Below are 14442 nucleotides of genomic sequence, written 5' to 3'. Positions count from 1 at the left end.
TTGTCAGACTAGCAGCAAAACCGTCCCTGTCACCTGTGGGCCAGCGTCACATCCCGCGCACATGGCTTGCGGGCGGGGCACGCGCGCGCTAAACGATCTGGCGAAACATACACGGGAGCCGCCCATGTCGATCGACATCGAAACCGCGCGCAAGGTTGCGCATCTGGCCCGCATCAAGGTCGAAGAAGACCGCCTGCCGGAGCTTGCCGAAAACTTCAACGCGATCCTCGGCTTTATCGAGCAGTTGAACGAGGTGGATGTGGAGGGAGTCGAGCCGATGACCTCGGTCACGCCGATGCGCCTGAAACGTCGCGAAGACGTGGTGACGGATGGCAACATGCCCGAGAAGGTGCTGTCCAATGCGCCAGACGCGCGCGAAGGTTTCTTTGCGGTGCCGAAGGTGGTGGAATAATGGCTGACCTGAACAAACTAACGATTGCCGATGCCCGCGATGCGATGCGTAAGGGTGATTTGACATCTGCTGAACTGACTGACGCGTGCTTGTCCGAGATTGAAGGCGCGGGCGCGCTGGGCGCGTTTGTCCACAACACCCCCGATCTGGCTCGTGACCAAGCCAAGGCGGCGGACGACCGCATCAAAGCGGGCGATGCGCCGGATATGTGCGGCATTCCGCTGGGCATCAAAGACCTGTTCTGCACCAAGGGCGTGGCAAGCCAAGCGGGCAGCCGCATTCTTGAGGGCTTCATCCCCGAATACGAATCGACTGTCAGCCAGAACCTTTTGGACAATGGCACCGTCATGTTAGGCAAGCTCAATATGGACGAGTTTGCGATGGGGTCGTCGAACGAGACGAGCGTTTACGGCAACGCCGTGAACCCTTGGAAGATCGACGACCGCCAGTTGACACCGGGCGGCTCGTCAGGCGGGTCAGCGTCCGCCGTGGCCGCTGACCTTTGCCTTGCCGCGACCGGCACGGATACCGGCGGGTCGATCCGCCAGCCAGCCGCCTTCACCGGCATCACGGGCATCAAGCCGACCTATGGGCGCTGTTCGCGTTGGGGTGTCGTGGCGTTTGCATCCTCGCTGGATCAGGCTGGTCCAATGACCAAATCGGTGCGCGATGCGGCGATCATGCTGGAAGCCATGTGCGGACACGATGCGAAAGATTCGACCAGCGCGGACCTGCCCGTGCCGAATTTCGAAGCGATGCTGACCGGCGATATCAAAGGCAAAAAAATCGGTCTGCCCAAAGAATACCGTATGGATGGTATGCCTGACGAGATCGAGGCGCTGTGGTCCAATGGTGCCGACATGCTGCGCGATGCAGGGGCCGAGGTTATCGATATCTCGCTGCCGCACACCAAATACGCGCTGCCTGCTTACTATGTGATTGCGCCGGCCGAGGCGTCTTCGAACCTCGCCCGTTATGACGGGGTGCGCTATGGCCACCGCGCCAAGCTGGGGCAGGGCGATGGCATCACCGAGATGTATGAAAAGACCCGCGCCGAAGGCTTTGGTGACGAGGTACAGCGCCGCGTGATGGTCGGCACCTACGTGCTGTCCGCCGGGTTTTATGACGCCTATTACAACCGCGCCCGCAAAGTGCGCGCATTGATCAAGAAAGATTTTGATGATGTTTTCGCGCAAGGTATCGACGCGATCCTGACGCCCGCCACACCATCGGCAGCGTTTGGGTTGGGCGAGATGGAAAATGCCGATCCGGTCAAAATGTATCTGAACGATGTGTTCACCGTGACCGTTAACCTTGCGGGCCTGCCGGGGATTGCGGTGCCCGCTGGTTTGGACGCACAGGGCTTACCGTTGGGTCTGCAACTGATCGGGCGTCCGTGGGAAGAAGGCGATCTGCTAAATATTGCTCACGAGGTGGAGGCACGCGCAGGATTTGTGGCAAAGCCGCAAAAATGGTGGTAATCCACGCGGACCAACCAATATGGCTGCTGGGAAAGAGGGTTCTATGCGCTATCTAATGGGTTTTGTCGCCGTCGCGTCCCTGTCGGCTTGTGTCAGCAATGCGCCGGACAGCCGGTCGCCTGCGAATGTCGCGCCGCCAAACGCGGGAACTGCGACCGGCGCGCCGCTGTCAACGATGATCGAAGGCAGCGCGGTGTCCAGCCAGCCGTTGGATGGAGGCGCGCCCGTGTCCGCCGCAATTTCCGATGAACAGGATTTCAGCGCCGTAGCTGCGCGTGAAAGCATCGAAAGCGACGCGCAGCGCATCGAAAACTATCAGGCCGCCTATCAGCAGGCCGAGGTCGTCGCGGTGCCCGATCGCCCGAACGACAATTCGGTGTCCGTGGTGGAATACGCGCTGTCGTCCAGTAATTCGGTTGGGCAGTCGATCTATTCTCGCTCGGCCCTATCGGGCGAGGCGCGCGCGCAACGCAATTGCGCGCGCTATACATCCGCTGATTTCGCACAGATCGCTTTTCTGGAGGCCGGCGGCCCAAAACGTGACAAGCACGGCCTTGACCCGGATGGTGATGGGTTCGCTTGTGGCTGGAATCCGGCGCCCTTCCGCACCGCCCGCAGTGTCGCCGAAGATACGACCGTGGTCGAAGATTCTGGCATCAGCAAGGCTGACCTTGAGGCAGTGGGCATCGTGACCGAAGAACAACCTGCTGTTAGCGAACCGGCCCCGCTGCCGGGGGACACCCTGAATATCTCGGACGAGACTGTCTCGGGCGAATAGGTGGAAATCATCCGCTGCCCATCCCCGAATTTTGGCCCACGTCGGGATGGCTTGCAGCCCTCGCTTATCGTCCTTCACTATACCGCCATGCCCGACCCGGACGAGGCGTTGGCGCGGCTTTGTGCGCCGGAACACGAGGTTTCGGCCCACTATCTCCTCCATCGTGACGGACGTGTTTTTCTGCTGGTCGAGGAAGAAATGCGCGCTTGGCACGCGGGCGCTGGTATGTGGCGGGGGCAGGGGGACATCAACTCGCGCTCGATCGGGATTGAGATCGACAATGACGGTGCCTCGCCCTTCAGCGAACCGCAACTGGCGCAGCTTGAGCGGCTGTTGCCAATCGTCATGAAGCGTTGCTCGATCCCGCCCGAAAGTGTGATCGGGCACAGCGACATGGCGCCAGATCGCAAAACCGACCCCGGACGGCGGTTTCCGTGGCTGCGGCTGTCGCGGCAAGGGCTGGGCGTTTGGCCTGAAATCAAGGACACCGCACCGGATGATGCTGCCTTCCTGCGGCGCGCAGCCAGCTTTGGGTACCCCACCGAAACGGGTGTTGCGACGGTTCTGGACGCAATGCGCCAACGCTTTCGCCCATGGGCGCGTGGTTCGCTGGATGCGCGCGACATGGGCATTATCACCAATCTTGCCACCCGCTTCCCCGTTGACGCGCCTGCACCCAGCGCCTAAGTCGACCTATGCGCGGATGGCTGGATGACCGCGGGTCGTAGAGATGCTTGCATTTTCTGGGCGCGAGGAAAGTCCGGACTCCACAAGGCAACGGTGCCGGGTAATGCCCGGCCGGGGAAACCCGAGGGAAAGCGCCACAGAAAACAAACTGCCTGCGCCTGTCGCAGGTGAGGGTGAAACGGTGGGGTAAGAGCCCACCGCGCGCTTGGCAACAAGGGCGGCACGGCAAGCCCCACCGGGAGCAATGCCAAATAGGGATCTTGCGGGGGAAACCTCAGGGCTGTCTTGGCCCAAAGGTCCGGGTTGGCAGCTTGAGGTGTCTGGTAACAGGCATCCTAGAGGAATGGTCATCCACGGTGGCAACACCTGGACAGAATCCGGCTTACAGGCCATCCGCGCATATATTTTCGCGCCTTTTAGGCACTGACCCGCACTGCCTGCACGAAGCCGCGCGAATTTCCCGATTGGCTGTTGACTCGGGGGCCAATGGCGGTAAAAGGCGGGTTCCAGAGATTTACCCGGGCGGGGTGCGCCCACCCGATGAGGAGCTGACGACATGGCGAAGCCGACCACTATCAAAATCCGCCTGAACTCGACCGCGGATACCGGCCACTTCTATGTGACCAAGAAAAACGCTCGCACCATGACCGAGAAAATGGTTGTAAAAAAGTACGACCCGGTTGTGCGCAAGCACGTTGAGTATAAGGAAGGTAAGATCAAGTAAGCTTGATCCCTTTCGACTGTTTGAATGGGCCGTGCCGTTGGGCGCGGCCTTTTCGTTTGTTAGCGTTGGATCTGGCGAAACAGAATATCGGCAAAGTGGCGATAAGCGGTCGGGCCGGGGTGAAACCCGTCTGCTGCCATCATGTCAGGGTCCAGTGACAAGTTGAATGGCAGGTATTCAACGCCTAATTCCTTTGCCTGCTGTGACAAGGCCGCGTCATACCGCCGGGCTTGATGCCCCAGCACATGACGCAGGGGGGCGGGCAGCAATGGAAAATCGGCCAAAGGTGGCACACCTGTCGCCAGCACACGCATGGCGCCGTGGTCGCGTTGCAACCGTGCATAAAGCTGTTCGCGTTGGGCCAGAAGGCGGCGCAGGGGCACCTGTCGGGTGACGTCATTGACGCCAAGGATGATGATGGCGATGTCCAACGTCTGAAGCCCGCCGGGCCATTTGCGCAGCACTGATTTTGTGGTCGCGCCGGTGCGCGCATGAAGCGACCAGTCCAGCGCGTAGTGGGATGCCAGCAGTTCAGTCAAACGACCTGAAAGAGCTTCGCTCTGGTGCCTCGCGCCAACCCCGGCGGCAGACGAATCGCCCAGGATGGCAAGGCGCAGGGGTGGCCCCTTGCCTGTGCGGCCCGCCCGCGCGCCGGGTGGTTCGGGCAAGCTGGCCGCTGTCTTGCGCACCCGCAAGGCTTGCGCCACCAGCACAGGCGCCAAGGCAAATTTCAGTATCCGGTCTGCCATCAACACCTTCCATGAAAAAGGCCGGCCCCATTGGACCGGCCTTTGTTGTTTAGTATCTTGGCTGCTTATTCGCGGTTGCCCAGGAATTGCAGCAGGAACATGAACAGGTTGATGAAGTCCAGATACAGGCTCAGCGCGCCCATGATCGCGGATTTCGCCAACCAGTCGCTGTCCATGGATTGCGCGTGGGCGATGTAATCGGTCTTGATCCGCTGCGTGTCATAGGCCGTCAGGCCCGCGAAGATCAGCACACCGATCACCGAGATCGCGAAATGCATCATCGAACTGCCGATGAAGATGTTGACGATCGATGCCACAATCAGGCCGATCAGACCCATGATCAGGAACGCACCCATCGGACCAAGGTCGCGTTTGGTGGTGTAACCATACAGGCTAAGCCCCGCAAACGCGATGGCGGTAATCAGGAACGTCTGCACGATCGACACGCCGGTAAAGACCAAGAAGATCGAGCTGATCGATAGCCCCATCAGAACGGCAAAGGCATAGAAGAACAGCTGCGCGCCAGCCGCAGATAGCCGGTTGATGGCCGCGCCAAAGGCAAAAACCATCCCAAGAGGGGCAAACATAATGACCCACTTCAGCGGCGACATGTAGATCGCCTGACCCAGACCAGTCAGATACTGACCTTCGCGGATCGCGGCGGTCGCGCCGGTCGGATCTGTGGTTACAGCAAGACCGGCGATGGCCCAGCTGGCCAGCGCGGTGATCAGAAGGCCAACGGACATTAGCCCATAGACCTTGTTCATGTGGGCTCGAAGCCCTTCATCGATCGCAGCACGTGTGCCTACACCTGTGCGGATCGTGTCAAATTCAGCCATCTAGTCCTCCAGCAAGAAATATCAGTTGCGGAGCCCAAGTGGACACCACACTCGGGCTTAATATCGGTAAGCGCGAGGTGTTTTTCAAGTAGAATAACCGCGCAAATTCGTCAGGATGATGGGTTCATCGTCACAACCACCTTGCCGGTTGATTTGCGCTGGCGCAGAAGGTCCAGCGCGTCAGTGGCGTGGTCCAGTGGCAGGGTGTGGCTTACATGCGGTTTGATCTTCCCTTCGCCATACCATGCAAGCAGTTGACGTAAGCTGTCGGTCAACACTTGTGGTCGAAATTTCAGATACCCCCCCCAGTAAAGGCCGATAAGCGAGATGTTCTTTACAAGCATGTGGTTGGGCCGCACGTCAGGAAGGTCGCCGCTGGCGAAACCGATCAACAGGATGCGCGCCTCGGGATTGCAGGCGCGGAAGGCCGCGTCAAACTGCGCACCGCCGATTGCGTCATAGACAACATCGGCGCCACCCAGTGCCTTGACCTCGGCCCTGATATCTTGCGTGTCCGTGTTGATCAGGTGGTCCGCCCCGGCGCGCTGGCAGATTGCCAGCTTGTCGGCACCACGTGCGCAGGCGATGACCCGCGCACCCATCAGTTTGCCGATCTCGACCGCAGTCAGTCCAACGCCTCCTGCCGCACCTAGCACCAGAAGGGTTTCGCCCGGCTGCAACCTGGCCTTGTGATCCAGCGCGACGTGACTGGTGCCATAGGCGATCTGAAAGGCGGCGGCTTCCGTGAAGTTCATCTTGTCAGGCAGGGGCAGACAGCGGTCGGCATCGAAAACGCCTTGCTCTGCCAGGCCGTCGCGGCCCGAAAATACGGCGACCCGCGTTCCCGGTGTCGGACCTTTTGTGTCAGGACCAAGGGCAGTGACGATGCCCGCAGGTTCCATACCCAGCGAAAAAGGGGGCGGCGGCGTGTCCTGATAGGTGCCCTTGGCCATCAGAAGGTCTGCGAAATTCAACCCGCAGGCGCGGATATCAATCAAGGCCTGCCCCTGCGCCGGCTTCGGAGCTGGGGCGTCAGTCAGCTGCGCGGGCTGGTTGAAATCTGTGACGCGAAAGGTTTTCATTGAACCTCCTTTTTTGAGAAATCAGTATCTGTTCTTGGGTCGAGAATCGAGGAGGATAGTGCAGAATCATTAGTTCGCGCTCACGTTGTGTAGTTGCAAAATGCAAAGAACACTGCTAATCTCCTGTAGCGTGTGTTAAGATAACACTGGCTTTCGCATTGGTAGAGGTCTGAAAAATGCGGAAAATTCTTCTTATCAAGCTGATATTAAATGGTTTTTAGTTCTTAGCAGTAAAGCTGACCAAAAAGACAGGTTGAGCGACAACGCCGTCGCGTGATCATTGGTTGCGTAATCCAAGCTAGTAACGAGGAGTGGTTGAATGAAACATCCAGTGGATGTCCATGTTGGTAAGCGCGTTCGTCACCGCCGGTGGATGGTGGGAATGACGCAGCAGCAATTGGCTGAAAAGGTTGGGATCAAGTTCCAGCAGATTCAGAAATATGAAACCGGTATGAACCGTGTGTCCGCATCCCGGCTGTGGGATATTGCTGCTGCTCTGTCAGTGCCGGTCAGCTTCTTCTTCGAAGGTCTGGAAAGCAAACCTGACGCTGAAACGCAAAATGCGTTGCCTAGCGACATTCTGGCGGACAAGGAAGCATTGGAGCTTGTGCGCAGCTATTATGCCATTCCGGACAACCAGCGCCGCCGGCTGTTTGAACTGGCGCGTGTCTTGTCAGACGTCGCCTGATCTTGACGCCGGGCGACCTGCCCTGCTACCGCGCGGTTGAAGCAGGGCGCGGGATTTAGTGGTGGCTGATTTGGACACAGACACGAAACAGGAATTGGTACGCGTGGCAGAGGCTTTGGCAGATGCTGCGCGTGAAGCTGTGTTGCCCTATTTCCGCGCCGACAACCTTTTTGCTGACAACAAGCTAAGCGTTGGTTTTGACCCCGTGACCGAAGCCGACCGCGCGGCTGAACGCGCGATGCGTGATGTCTTGGCACGAACGCGGCCGCGTGACGCTATCCTTGGTGAAGAATTTGGGCAGACGGCGGGCGACAGTGGTCTGACATGGGTTCTTGATCCGATTGACGGCACCCGCGCCTTCCTGTCTGGCACGCCCACTTGGGGGGTTCTGATCGCGGTGGGGGACGATAACGGCCCCAAGCTTGGCATCATCGACCAACCCTATATTGGCGAGCGGTTCATCGGCGGCTTTGGCGAGGCGCACGTTGACGGCCCGCACGGGTCGCGCCCCTTGCGCACCCGCGCGCCGCGCAGCTTGTCCGACGCCATCTTGTTCACCACATTCCCCGAAGTCGGCACCAAGGCCGAGGGGCAGGCGTTCCGCAATCTGTCCAACCAGGTCAAGCTGACCCGTTACGGGTTGGATTGCTATGCCTATGGGTTGGTGGCTGCGGGGCAGATTGATCTGGTGGTCGAGGCTGGTTTGCAAGCCTATGATATCCAGGGCCCGATGGCCGTGATCGAAGCCGCAGGTGGTATCGTCACCAATTGGGAAGGCGGCCCTGTTCATCAAGGTGGACGCGCGGTCGCTGCGGCCAATCCCCAAATCCACGCCGCCGCGCTTGAGGTTCTTGCAGGCACCTGATCGCCCTTAAAGCAGTTGTGTGATCGCGAACTCTCGTGGCAAGCTGCAAAAACGCGCGAGTCCTTTGCCCTTTCTGTCGCCAACAAAATTGTCTCACCGAAATGGGCGGAAAGAGGCAGCATGGAATATCTTATTCAAAACGCAGCAACCATTTTGACGATGGATGATGCTGCGCGCGAGTTATCGTCGGTGGACATTCGCATCGCGGGTGGCGTGATCGCAGAAATCGGCCCTGATCTGATCACGAAAGGCGAGGTAATCGACGCCGCCCGCGCGGTTGTAACACCGGGCTTGGTGAACACACATCATCATCTTTACCAAACCCTGACCCGTGCTGTGCCGGGCGGGCAGGATGCGCTGTTGTTTGGATGGCTTCAGGCGCTGTATCCGATCTGGTCACGGTTTGGCCCGGATGAAATGCGCGTCTCGGCGATGGTTGGGCTGGCCGAATTGGCGCTGTCCGGATGCTCGTTGAGTTCGGATCATCTGTATCTTTACCCTAACGGCGCACGGCTTGAGGATACGATTGACGGCGCACGTGAGGTAGGGGTGCGCTTTCATCCGACGCGCGGGGCGATGTCGATCGGCGAAAGCGACGGGGGGCTTCCGCCCGACGCTTTGGTTGAACGCGAAGCCGCGATCCTTGACGATTGCATCCGCGTCATCGACGCCTTTCACGACCCGTCCGAGGGGTCAATGCTGCGTGTCGGGGTTGCGCCCTGTTCGCCGTTTTCCGTCAGTCGTGACCTGATGCGGGACGCCGCCCTTCTGGCGCGCGATAAGGGCGTGATGCTCCACACTCATTTGGCGGAAAATGACGAGGATATCGCCTATAGCATGGCGCAGTTTGGTTGCCGCCCCGGCCAATATGCCGAAGATCTGGGCTGGGTTGGCGACGATGTCTGGCACGCCCATTGCGTGAAGCTGGATGCAGCTGAAATTGACCTGTTCGCGCATACTCGCACGGGTGTTGCGCATTGCCCGTGTTCGAATTGTCGGCTCGGATCGGGAATCGCGCCGGTGCGACAGATGCGGGATGCGGGGGTCGCGGTGGGGCTTGGTGTGGATGGTTCGGCCTCGAATGACAGTGGGAACCTGATGGACGAGGCGAGGCAGGCGATGCTGTTGCAACGGGTTGCACACGGTGCCGACAAGATGAGCGCGCGAGAGGCGCTGCGCATCGCCACCCGTGGCGGGGCCGAGGTGCTGGGGCGTCACGATTGCGGCCAGATCGCCGTCGGCAAACGCGCCGATATTGCGATCTGGGATGTGTCCGGTTTGGAAAGCGCGGGCAGTTGGGATCCAGCTGCTCTTGTTCTGGCCGGCCCGCGTCAGGTCCGCGACCTGTTTGTCGAAGGGCGGCAGGTGGTCCGTGCTGGGCAGATCAGCACAATCGACCTGCCCCGCGTGATCGAGGATCAGAACGTGCTGGCCTCCCGCCTTTCAGGCTAGCTACTCCGCCAATTTTGAGGCCGCGCGAAAACGTGGTAATATAGTCGATATTTTAAACCTCTCAGGCGGATATTACCGCAGGAAGGATGGGTTTCCCATGCTTTCCGTAATGAGTGACAGAACATTTTTAGCACTGGCTGCGGCCCTTGGTTACGGGGTGTCGACCATTTTGATGAAGCATTTTTCGTATGGTTTTGCGCTGTTACCACTGGCGCTTCTTGTCGCTGTTTTGGCTGGCACCGTTGTCTTCGAAGTCTTGTTGTTAAGGCAGGTCGAACTTGGGCTGGCCTATATCGCGATCATCGCCACCGAATCCCTTCTGGTGCTGGCCTATGCCTTCATCATTGGCGAAGGGCTGTCGCGGCAGGAATTGGCCGGGGCGGCGTTTGTGCTGATCGGGGTGGCTCTGGTCAGCTTTTAAGGCATGACCCATTTGCCCAGACGGCTTTGATCGCCCGGTCATCGCCCATCATGATGGTGGGGAAGATCGCTTGCCATATATCCTCGGCGCGCGCTGCGCGTTGCGCGATGGCGTGTGTCGATGACAGGTCGATCACGGCCAGATCCGCCTCGGACCCCGGGGCAAGGGTGCCAATTCTGTCGGCCATGTGCAGCGCGTGCGCCGATCCCTCTGTCGCCAGCCACCAAAGCTGCGCGGGGTGGAGCGGTGTGCCGGCCAACTGCCCGACCTCATAGGCCGCCGCCATGGTGCGCAGCATCGAAAAGGACGACCCGCCGCCGGTGTCGGTCGCCAGCCCGATCCTGTGGCCCTGCTCCATCAGCCCTCCCATGTCAAACAGCCCCGACCCGATAAACAGGTTCGAGGTCGGACAATGGATCAGGCTTGCATCGACCTCGCGAATCCGGTCGCGTTCGCGGTCGGTCAGGTGAATGGCATGACCGAATAGGGCGCCGGGGCCGATCAGACCGAACCGCTCATAAACATCAAGATAGTCCTTCGCATCCGGGAACAGGTCCGCGACCCACGCGATTTCCTCGTGCTGTTCGCTGATATGGGTCTGCATCAGCACGTCCGGGTTCTCGGCCCACAATGCGCCTAGCGCGTCAAGCTGTTCGGGTGTCGAGGTGGGGGCGAAGCGCGGCGTGATGACATAGGATAAACGGTCGCGCCCGTGCCAGCGGTCCAGCAAGGCCTTGCTGTCGTCATAGGCGCTTTGTGCTGTATCTTGCAGGGTGTCGGGCGCGTTGCGGTCCATGCAGGTCTTACCGCCCAGCACCCGCAACCCACGCGCCGCAGCAGCGGTGAAATAGGCGTCAACGCTTTCGGGGTGGATGGTGCAATAGCTGACCGTGGTCGTGGTGCCCGCCGCGGTGACAAGATCAAAATATGTCTCGGCAATCTCGGCAGCGTGCGCAGGGTCGCCGAAGCGGCTTTCCTCGGGAAAGGTATAGCTGTTCAGCCAGTCGATCAGCCGCTTGCCCCATGACGCGATGATCGCCGTCTGTGGATAATGCGCATGCGCATCCACGAAACCGGGCGAGATCAGTGCATCGCCATAATCCGTTACCTGTGCCTGCGGATATTTCGTGCGCAGATCGTCCGCCGGTCCCAGATCGGTGATCATGCCACCGTCGATGGCCACGGCGCCGCGACGTTCATGTTTGGCGCACCCAGCCAAGGGTTCTTTGAACGGGTCGGCCGAAAAGGTGATGGTTTGTCCCAGAAGAAGGTGCATGTCGTGCCTCGCCTCAATGCCAGCGGCCAGATTACGGTTGGAAAATTAATGAAGCAATCGGTTTCTGGCGGTTCCAATGGTGCAAACCATGCCCTATGTTCGCACAGATCAATCAGGAGGGTCGCGGATGCTGGACGAACCACAAGGCGCCGACGCGCCCGAAGACAGCCCCTATGAACTGATCGAAGGTTTGTTCCAGCCCGTCCTGACGGCGGTGGAAGCCAACGATTCGGACGCCTTGGTGCGCGCTCTTGAACCCGTCCATGCCGCCGACATCGCTGACTTGCTGGAACAGTTGGGCCATGAACAACGTGTCGCGCTGGTGCGTCTTTACGGGCGCGAGCTGGACGGCGATATCCTGTCGGAACTTGACGAAGGTCTGCGCGAGGAAATCGTTGGCGCGATGATGCCCGACGTGCTGGCCGAGGCCGTGCGTGATCTGGAAACCGACGATGTCGTTGACCTGATCGAAGACCTTGACGAACCGCAGACAGCGGCGGTTCTGGGCGCATTGGACGATGATGATCGCGCGGTGGTTGAGCAATCACTGACCTATCCCGAGGAATCCGCCGGCCGCCTGATGCAGCGCGAGCTGGTGTTTGTCCCGGAACATTGGAATGTCGGGCAAACCATTGATTTTTTGCGCAATCAAGAGGACTTGCCCGAACAGTTTTATCACGTCATTCTGGTCGATCCACGGATGCGACCGACGGGTTATGTGACGCTGGGGCGCTTGATGGGAAGCGGCCGCAAGGTCAAGATGGTAGACATCGCCGAAGAAAGCTTTCGCACCATTCCGGTCATGCAGGACGAAGGCGAGGTCGCCTATGCGTTCAACCAGTATCATTTGATTTCGGCGCCCGTGGTTGATGCGGATGACCGTCTGGTGGGTGTGATAACCATTGATGACGCGATGGTCATTCTGGACGAGGAACACGAAGAAGACATCATGCGTCTGGCCGGTGTTGGCGAAAGCAGCCTGTCGGACCGGGTGATCGACACCACCAAACGCCGCTTTCCGTGGCTGGCGGTTAACCTTGTGACAGCAATCCTTGCATCGCTGGTCATTGCGCAGTTCAAAGATGTGATCACGCAATTCGTGGCCTTGGCGGTTTTAATGCCGATTGTGGCGTCGATGGGCGGCAATGCGGGCACTCAATCGCTGACGGTGGCAGTGCGGTCGCTGGCGACGAAGGACTTGACCTCGGCCAACGTCTGGCGTGTCATCCGACGCGAGGCGGCGGTGGGCCTGATCAATGGGCTGATCTTTGCGCTGGTTATGGGGATTGTCGGCGTGGCGTGGTTTGGCACGCCGCTGCTGGGCTTGGTAATCGCGATTGCGATGGTCGTGAACCTTGTCGTGGCAGGACTGGCAGGTGTTATGATTCCCGTCGTGCTGGAACGTTTCCGTGTCGATCCCGCGCTGGCATCGGGTGCGTTTGTGACCACGGTCACGGATGTTGTCGGGTTCTTTGCCTTTCTGGGACTGGCTGCAGTGATGCTTCTTTGATGGCGGACGATAGCGATCTGGCAATTACAAAAGCGGCTGCACGCAAGGCTGCGTTTGCTCGCCGCAAAGGCGCGCATAGCGAAGCACGCGCAGCCGCAGGTGTTGCGCATCTTTTATCCGTGGTGACACCGTACAAGGGCAGGCCGCTGTCGGGCTATATGCCCATTCGCACCGAAATTACGCCGGTGCCCGTGATGGCTGCGATGGCCGCGCATGGGCCGGTCGGGGTGCCGGTAATCAGCGCGCAGGCGTCGGCCTTGCGATTTGCGCTGTGGACTCCGGATTGCGAAATGGCCGAGGGCGCGTTTGGTGCGGCCGTTCCGGCAAAGCTCGAATTTATCGAACCTGAGGTTCTGATCGTTCCCCTTCTGGCGTTTGATCGCAACGGGGGCCGGCTGGGCTATGGTGGCGGCTTCTATGATCGCACGCTTGAAGGGTTGCGTGCCAAACGCCCGACGCTGGCGATCGGCTATGCTTATAGCGCGCAAGAGGTGGACATGGTGCCGCTTGAGCCTACCGATCAGCGGTTGGATGCGATTGTCACCGATGAAGGTGTGCATTGGGTCTAAGCCGCGACGCTTGGGCTTGCCCTGCTGGTTTATCCGCACTAGGGCTGGGGCCATGAAGATACTTTTTCTTGGCGACATCATGGGGCGCGCGGGTCGGCGTGCTGTGACCGAACGGCTGAAAGGTCTGCGCGAAGCGTGGAAGCTGGATTTCGTCGTGATCAACGGTGAAAACGCAACCGGAGGGGCCGGCCTGACCGCCGCCCATGCGCGCCTTGTTTTGGACGCGGGCGCAGATGTGATTACGCTGGGCGATCACGCATTCGATCAACGCGAGATGCTGACCTTTTGCGAGCAAGAACCACGTATCATTCGCCCTTTGAACTACGCGAAAGATGCGCCTGGCACGGGCGCGCGGGTGTTTTCCGATGCGCGTGGACGCAAGATCCTTGTGACGCAGGCATTGGGTCAGGTGTTCATGAAACGCCCTTTTGACGACCCGTTTTCGGCCGTCGATGCTGTGCTGAAACGCCACCCCCTTGGCGGTGCCGTTCAGGCCACGCTGGTCGACATCCATTGCGAGGCCACATCCGAAAAGATGGGTATGGGCCACTGGTGCGACGGGCGCGCCAGCATCGTTGTCGGCACCCATACCCATGTGCCCACCGCAGATGCGCAAATCCTGCCGAAAGGCACGGCGTTTCAGTCGGATGCCGGCATGTGCGGCGATTATGACAGCGTGATCGGGATGCAGAAAGAAGAACCCCTGCGTCGCTTTATCACCGGCATGTCGAAGTCGCGCTTTACCCCCGCGGCAGGCGAGGCGACTTTGTCCGGCCTCTATGTCGAAACTGACGACCGCACTGGCAAGGCGACCCGCGTTCAGATGATCCGCGAAGGTGGACGGCTGGCGCAATCGACGCCTCTGGATCAGGCATAATCCCTGTTTGCCGCGCCATTTTGATGTTCCAA

The 14442-nt window shown here is 59.7% G+C and carries 16 protein-coding genes and 1 other RNA gene; 13 read left to right on the top strand and 4 right to left on the bottom strand.

The annotated features are described in order from the left end of the window. The first annotated feature begins 124 nt into the window (after nucleotides 1-124). From gatC to rpmG, 6 genes are all read left to right on the top strand, one after another. Nucleotides 125-412: an Asp-tRNA(Asn)/Glu-tRNA(Gln) amidotransferase subunit GatC gene (gatC, locus tag MN186_RS07615; protein WP_242113772.1), complete on the top strand. Its 288-nt coding sequence runs from the start codon at nucleotides 125-127 to the stop codon at nucleotides 410-412. Continuing rightward, nucleotides 412-1893, top strand: coding sequence for an Asp-tRNA(Asn)/Glu-tRNA(Gln) amidotransferase subunit GatA (gene gatA / locus MN186_RS07610; protein WP_242113771.1), 1482 nt, complete (start codon nucleotides 412-414; stop codon nucleotides 1891-1893). Before gatC ends, gatA begins: the two co-directional genes overlap by 1 nt. 43 nt (nucleotides 1894-1936) lie before the next feature. Beyond that, nucleotides 1937-2671 carry a hypothetical protein gene (locus tag MN186_RS07605; protein WP_242113770.1) on the top strand — a complete coding sequence of 245 codons (735 nt, stop codon included), beginning with the start codon at nucleotides 1937-1939 and terminating at the stop codon, nucleotides 2669-2671. After that, a complete protein-coding gene (locus MN186_RS07600; RefSeq protein ID WP_289042748.1) occupies nucleotides 2672-3358 on the top strand; it encodes an N-acetylmuramoyl-L-alanine amidase in 687 nt (228 codons plus the stop codon). It begins immediately after the preceding gene. A gap of 12 nt (nucleotides 3359-3370) precedes the next feature. Next, nucleotides 3371-3759, top strand: an RNA gene (rnpB, locus tag MN186_RS07595) — RNase P RNA component class A. Nucleotides 3760-3914: 155 nt separating this feature from the next. Then, complete coding sequence (rpmG, locus tag MN186_RS07590) at nucleotides 3915-4082, top strand: 50S ribosomal protein L33 (protein WP_008034579.1); 168 nt, start codon at nucleotides 3915-3917, stop codon at nucleotides 4080-4082. Between the two features lie 59 nt (nucleotides 4083-4141). Here rpmG and MN186_RS07585 read toward each other — a convergent pair whose 3' ends face one another. The 3 genes from MN186_RS07585 to MN186_RS07575 form a co-directional block, all read right to left on the bottom strand. Further along, nucleotides 4142-4831, bottom strand: a complete 690-nt coding sequence (locus tag MN186_RS07585; RefSeq protein ID WP_242113768.1) for an SGNH/GDSL hydrolase family protein — start codon at nucleotides 4829-4831, stop codon at nucleotides 4142-4144. Nucleotides 4832-4896: 65 nt separating this feature from the next. Then, entirely contained in the window at nucleotides 4897-5670 is a 774-nt protein-coding gene (locus tag MN186_RS07580; RefSeq protein ID WP_242113767.1) for a Bax inhibitor-1/YccA family protein, read from the bottom strand. A 110-nt stretch (nucleotides 5671-5780) separates the two neighbouring features. Then, nucleotides 5781-6752, bottom strand: a complete 972-nt coding sequence (locus tag MN186_RS07575) for an NADPH:quinone oxidoreductase family protein (RefSeq protein WP_242113766.1) — start codon at nucleotides 6750-6752, stop codon at nucleotides 5781-5783. Between the two features lie 319 nt (nucleotides 6753-7071). On the opposite strand from MN186_RS07575, the gene MN186_RS07570 reads away from it, so the two are divergent. The 4 genes from MN186_RS07570 to MN186_RS07555 all read left to right on the top strand — a co-directional run bounded on the left by MN186_RS07570 (nucleotide 7072) and on the right by MN186_RS07555 (nucleotide 10178). Then, entirely contained in the window at nucleotides 7072-7440 is a 369-nt protein-coding gene (locus tag MN186_RS07570) for a helix-turn-helix domain-containing protein (RefSeq protein WP_242113765.1), read from the top strand. Between the two features lie 61 nt (nucleotides 7441-7501). Continuing rightward, complete coding sequence (gene hisN / locus MN186_RS07565; RefSeq protein WP_420838909.1) at nucleotides 7502-8305, top strand: histidinol-phosphatase; 804 nt, start codon at nucleotides 7502-7504, stop codon at nucleotides 8303-8305. Between the two features lie 120 nt (nucleotides 8306-8425). Then, nucleotides 8426-9757, top strand: a complete 1332-nt coding sequence (locus MN186_RS07560; protein WP_242113764.1) for an 8-oxoguanine deaminase — start codon at nucleotides 8426-8428, stop codon at nucleotides 9755-9757. A 109-nt stretch (nucleotides 9758-9866) separates the two neighbouring features. Beyond that, complete coding sequence (locus MN186_RS07555; RefSeq protein ID WP_242113763.1) at nucleotides 9867-10178, top strand: 5-aminolevulinate synthase; 312 nt, start codon at nucleotides 9867-9869, stop codon at nucleotides 10176-10178. On the opposite strand, the gene guaD is transcribed toward MN186_RS07555, so the two are convergent. Then, nucleotides 10168-11454, bottom strand: a complete 1287-nt coding sequence (gene guaD / locus MN186_RS07550) for a guanine deaminase (RefSeq protein ID WP_242113762.1) — start codon at nucleotides 11452-11454, stop codon at nucleotides 10168-10170. The two genes, MN186_RS07555 and guaD, sit on opposite strands and share 11 nt — an antisense overlap. A gap of 127 nt (nucleotides 11455-11581) precedes the next feature. On the opposite strand from guaD, the gene mgtE reads away from it, so the two are divergent. From mgtE to MN186_RS07535, 3 genes are read left to right on the top strand one after another with little or no spacing between them, the layout of a single operon-like run. Beyond that, the gene (mgtE, locus tag MN186_RS07545; RefSeq protein WP_242113761.1) at nucleotides 11582-12964 is read left to right on the top strand and encodes a magnesium transporter; all 1383 of its coding nucleotides are present in this window, start codon (nucleotides 11582-11584) and stop codon (nucleotides 12962-12964) included. Continuing rightward, nucleotides 12964-13533 carry a 5-formyltetrahydrofolate cyclo-ligase gene (locus MN186_RS07540; protein WP_242113760.1) on the top strand — a complete coding sequence of 190 codons (570 nt, stop codon included), beginning with the start codon at nucleotides 12964-12966 and terminating at the stop codon, nucleotides 13531-13533. The genes mgtE and MN186_RS07540 overlap by 1 nt, the downstream gene beginning before the upstream one ends. A 52-nt stretch (nucleotides 13534-13585) precedes the next feature. Further along, nucleotides 13586-14410, top strand: coding sequence for a TIGR00282 family metallophosphoesterase (locus MN186_RS07535; protein WP_242113759.1), 825 nt, complete (start codon nucleotides 13586-13588; stop codon nucleotides 14408-14410). Nucleotides 14411-14442: the final 32 nt, after the last annotated feature.

Source organism: Aliiroseovarius sediminis (assembly GCF_022678485.1).
Classification (GTDB): domain Bacteria; phylum Pseudomonadota; class Alphaproteobacteria; order Rhodobacterales; family Rhodobacteraceae; genus Aliiroseovarius; species Aliiroseovarius sediminis.
This window is presented reverse-complemented; position numbering and strand designations above follow the sequence as displayed.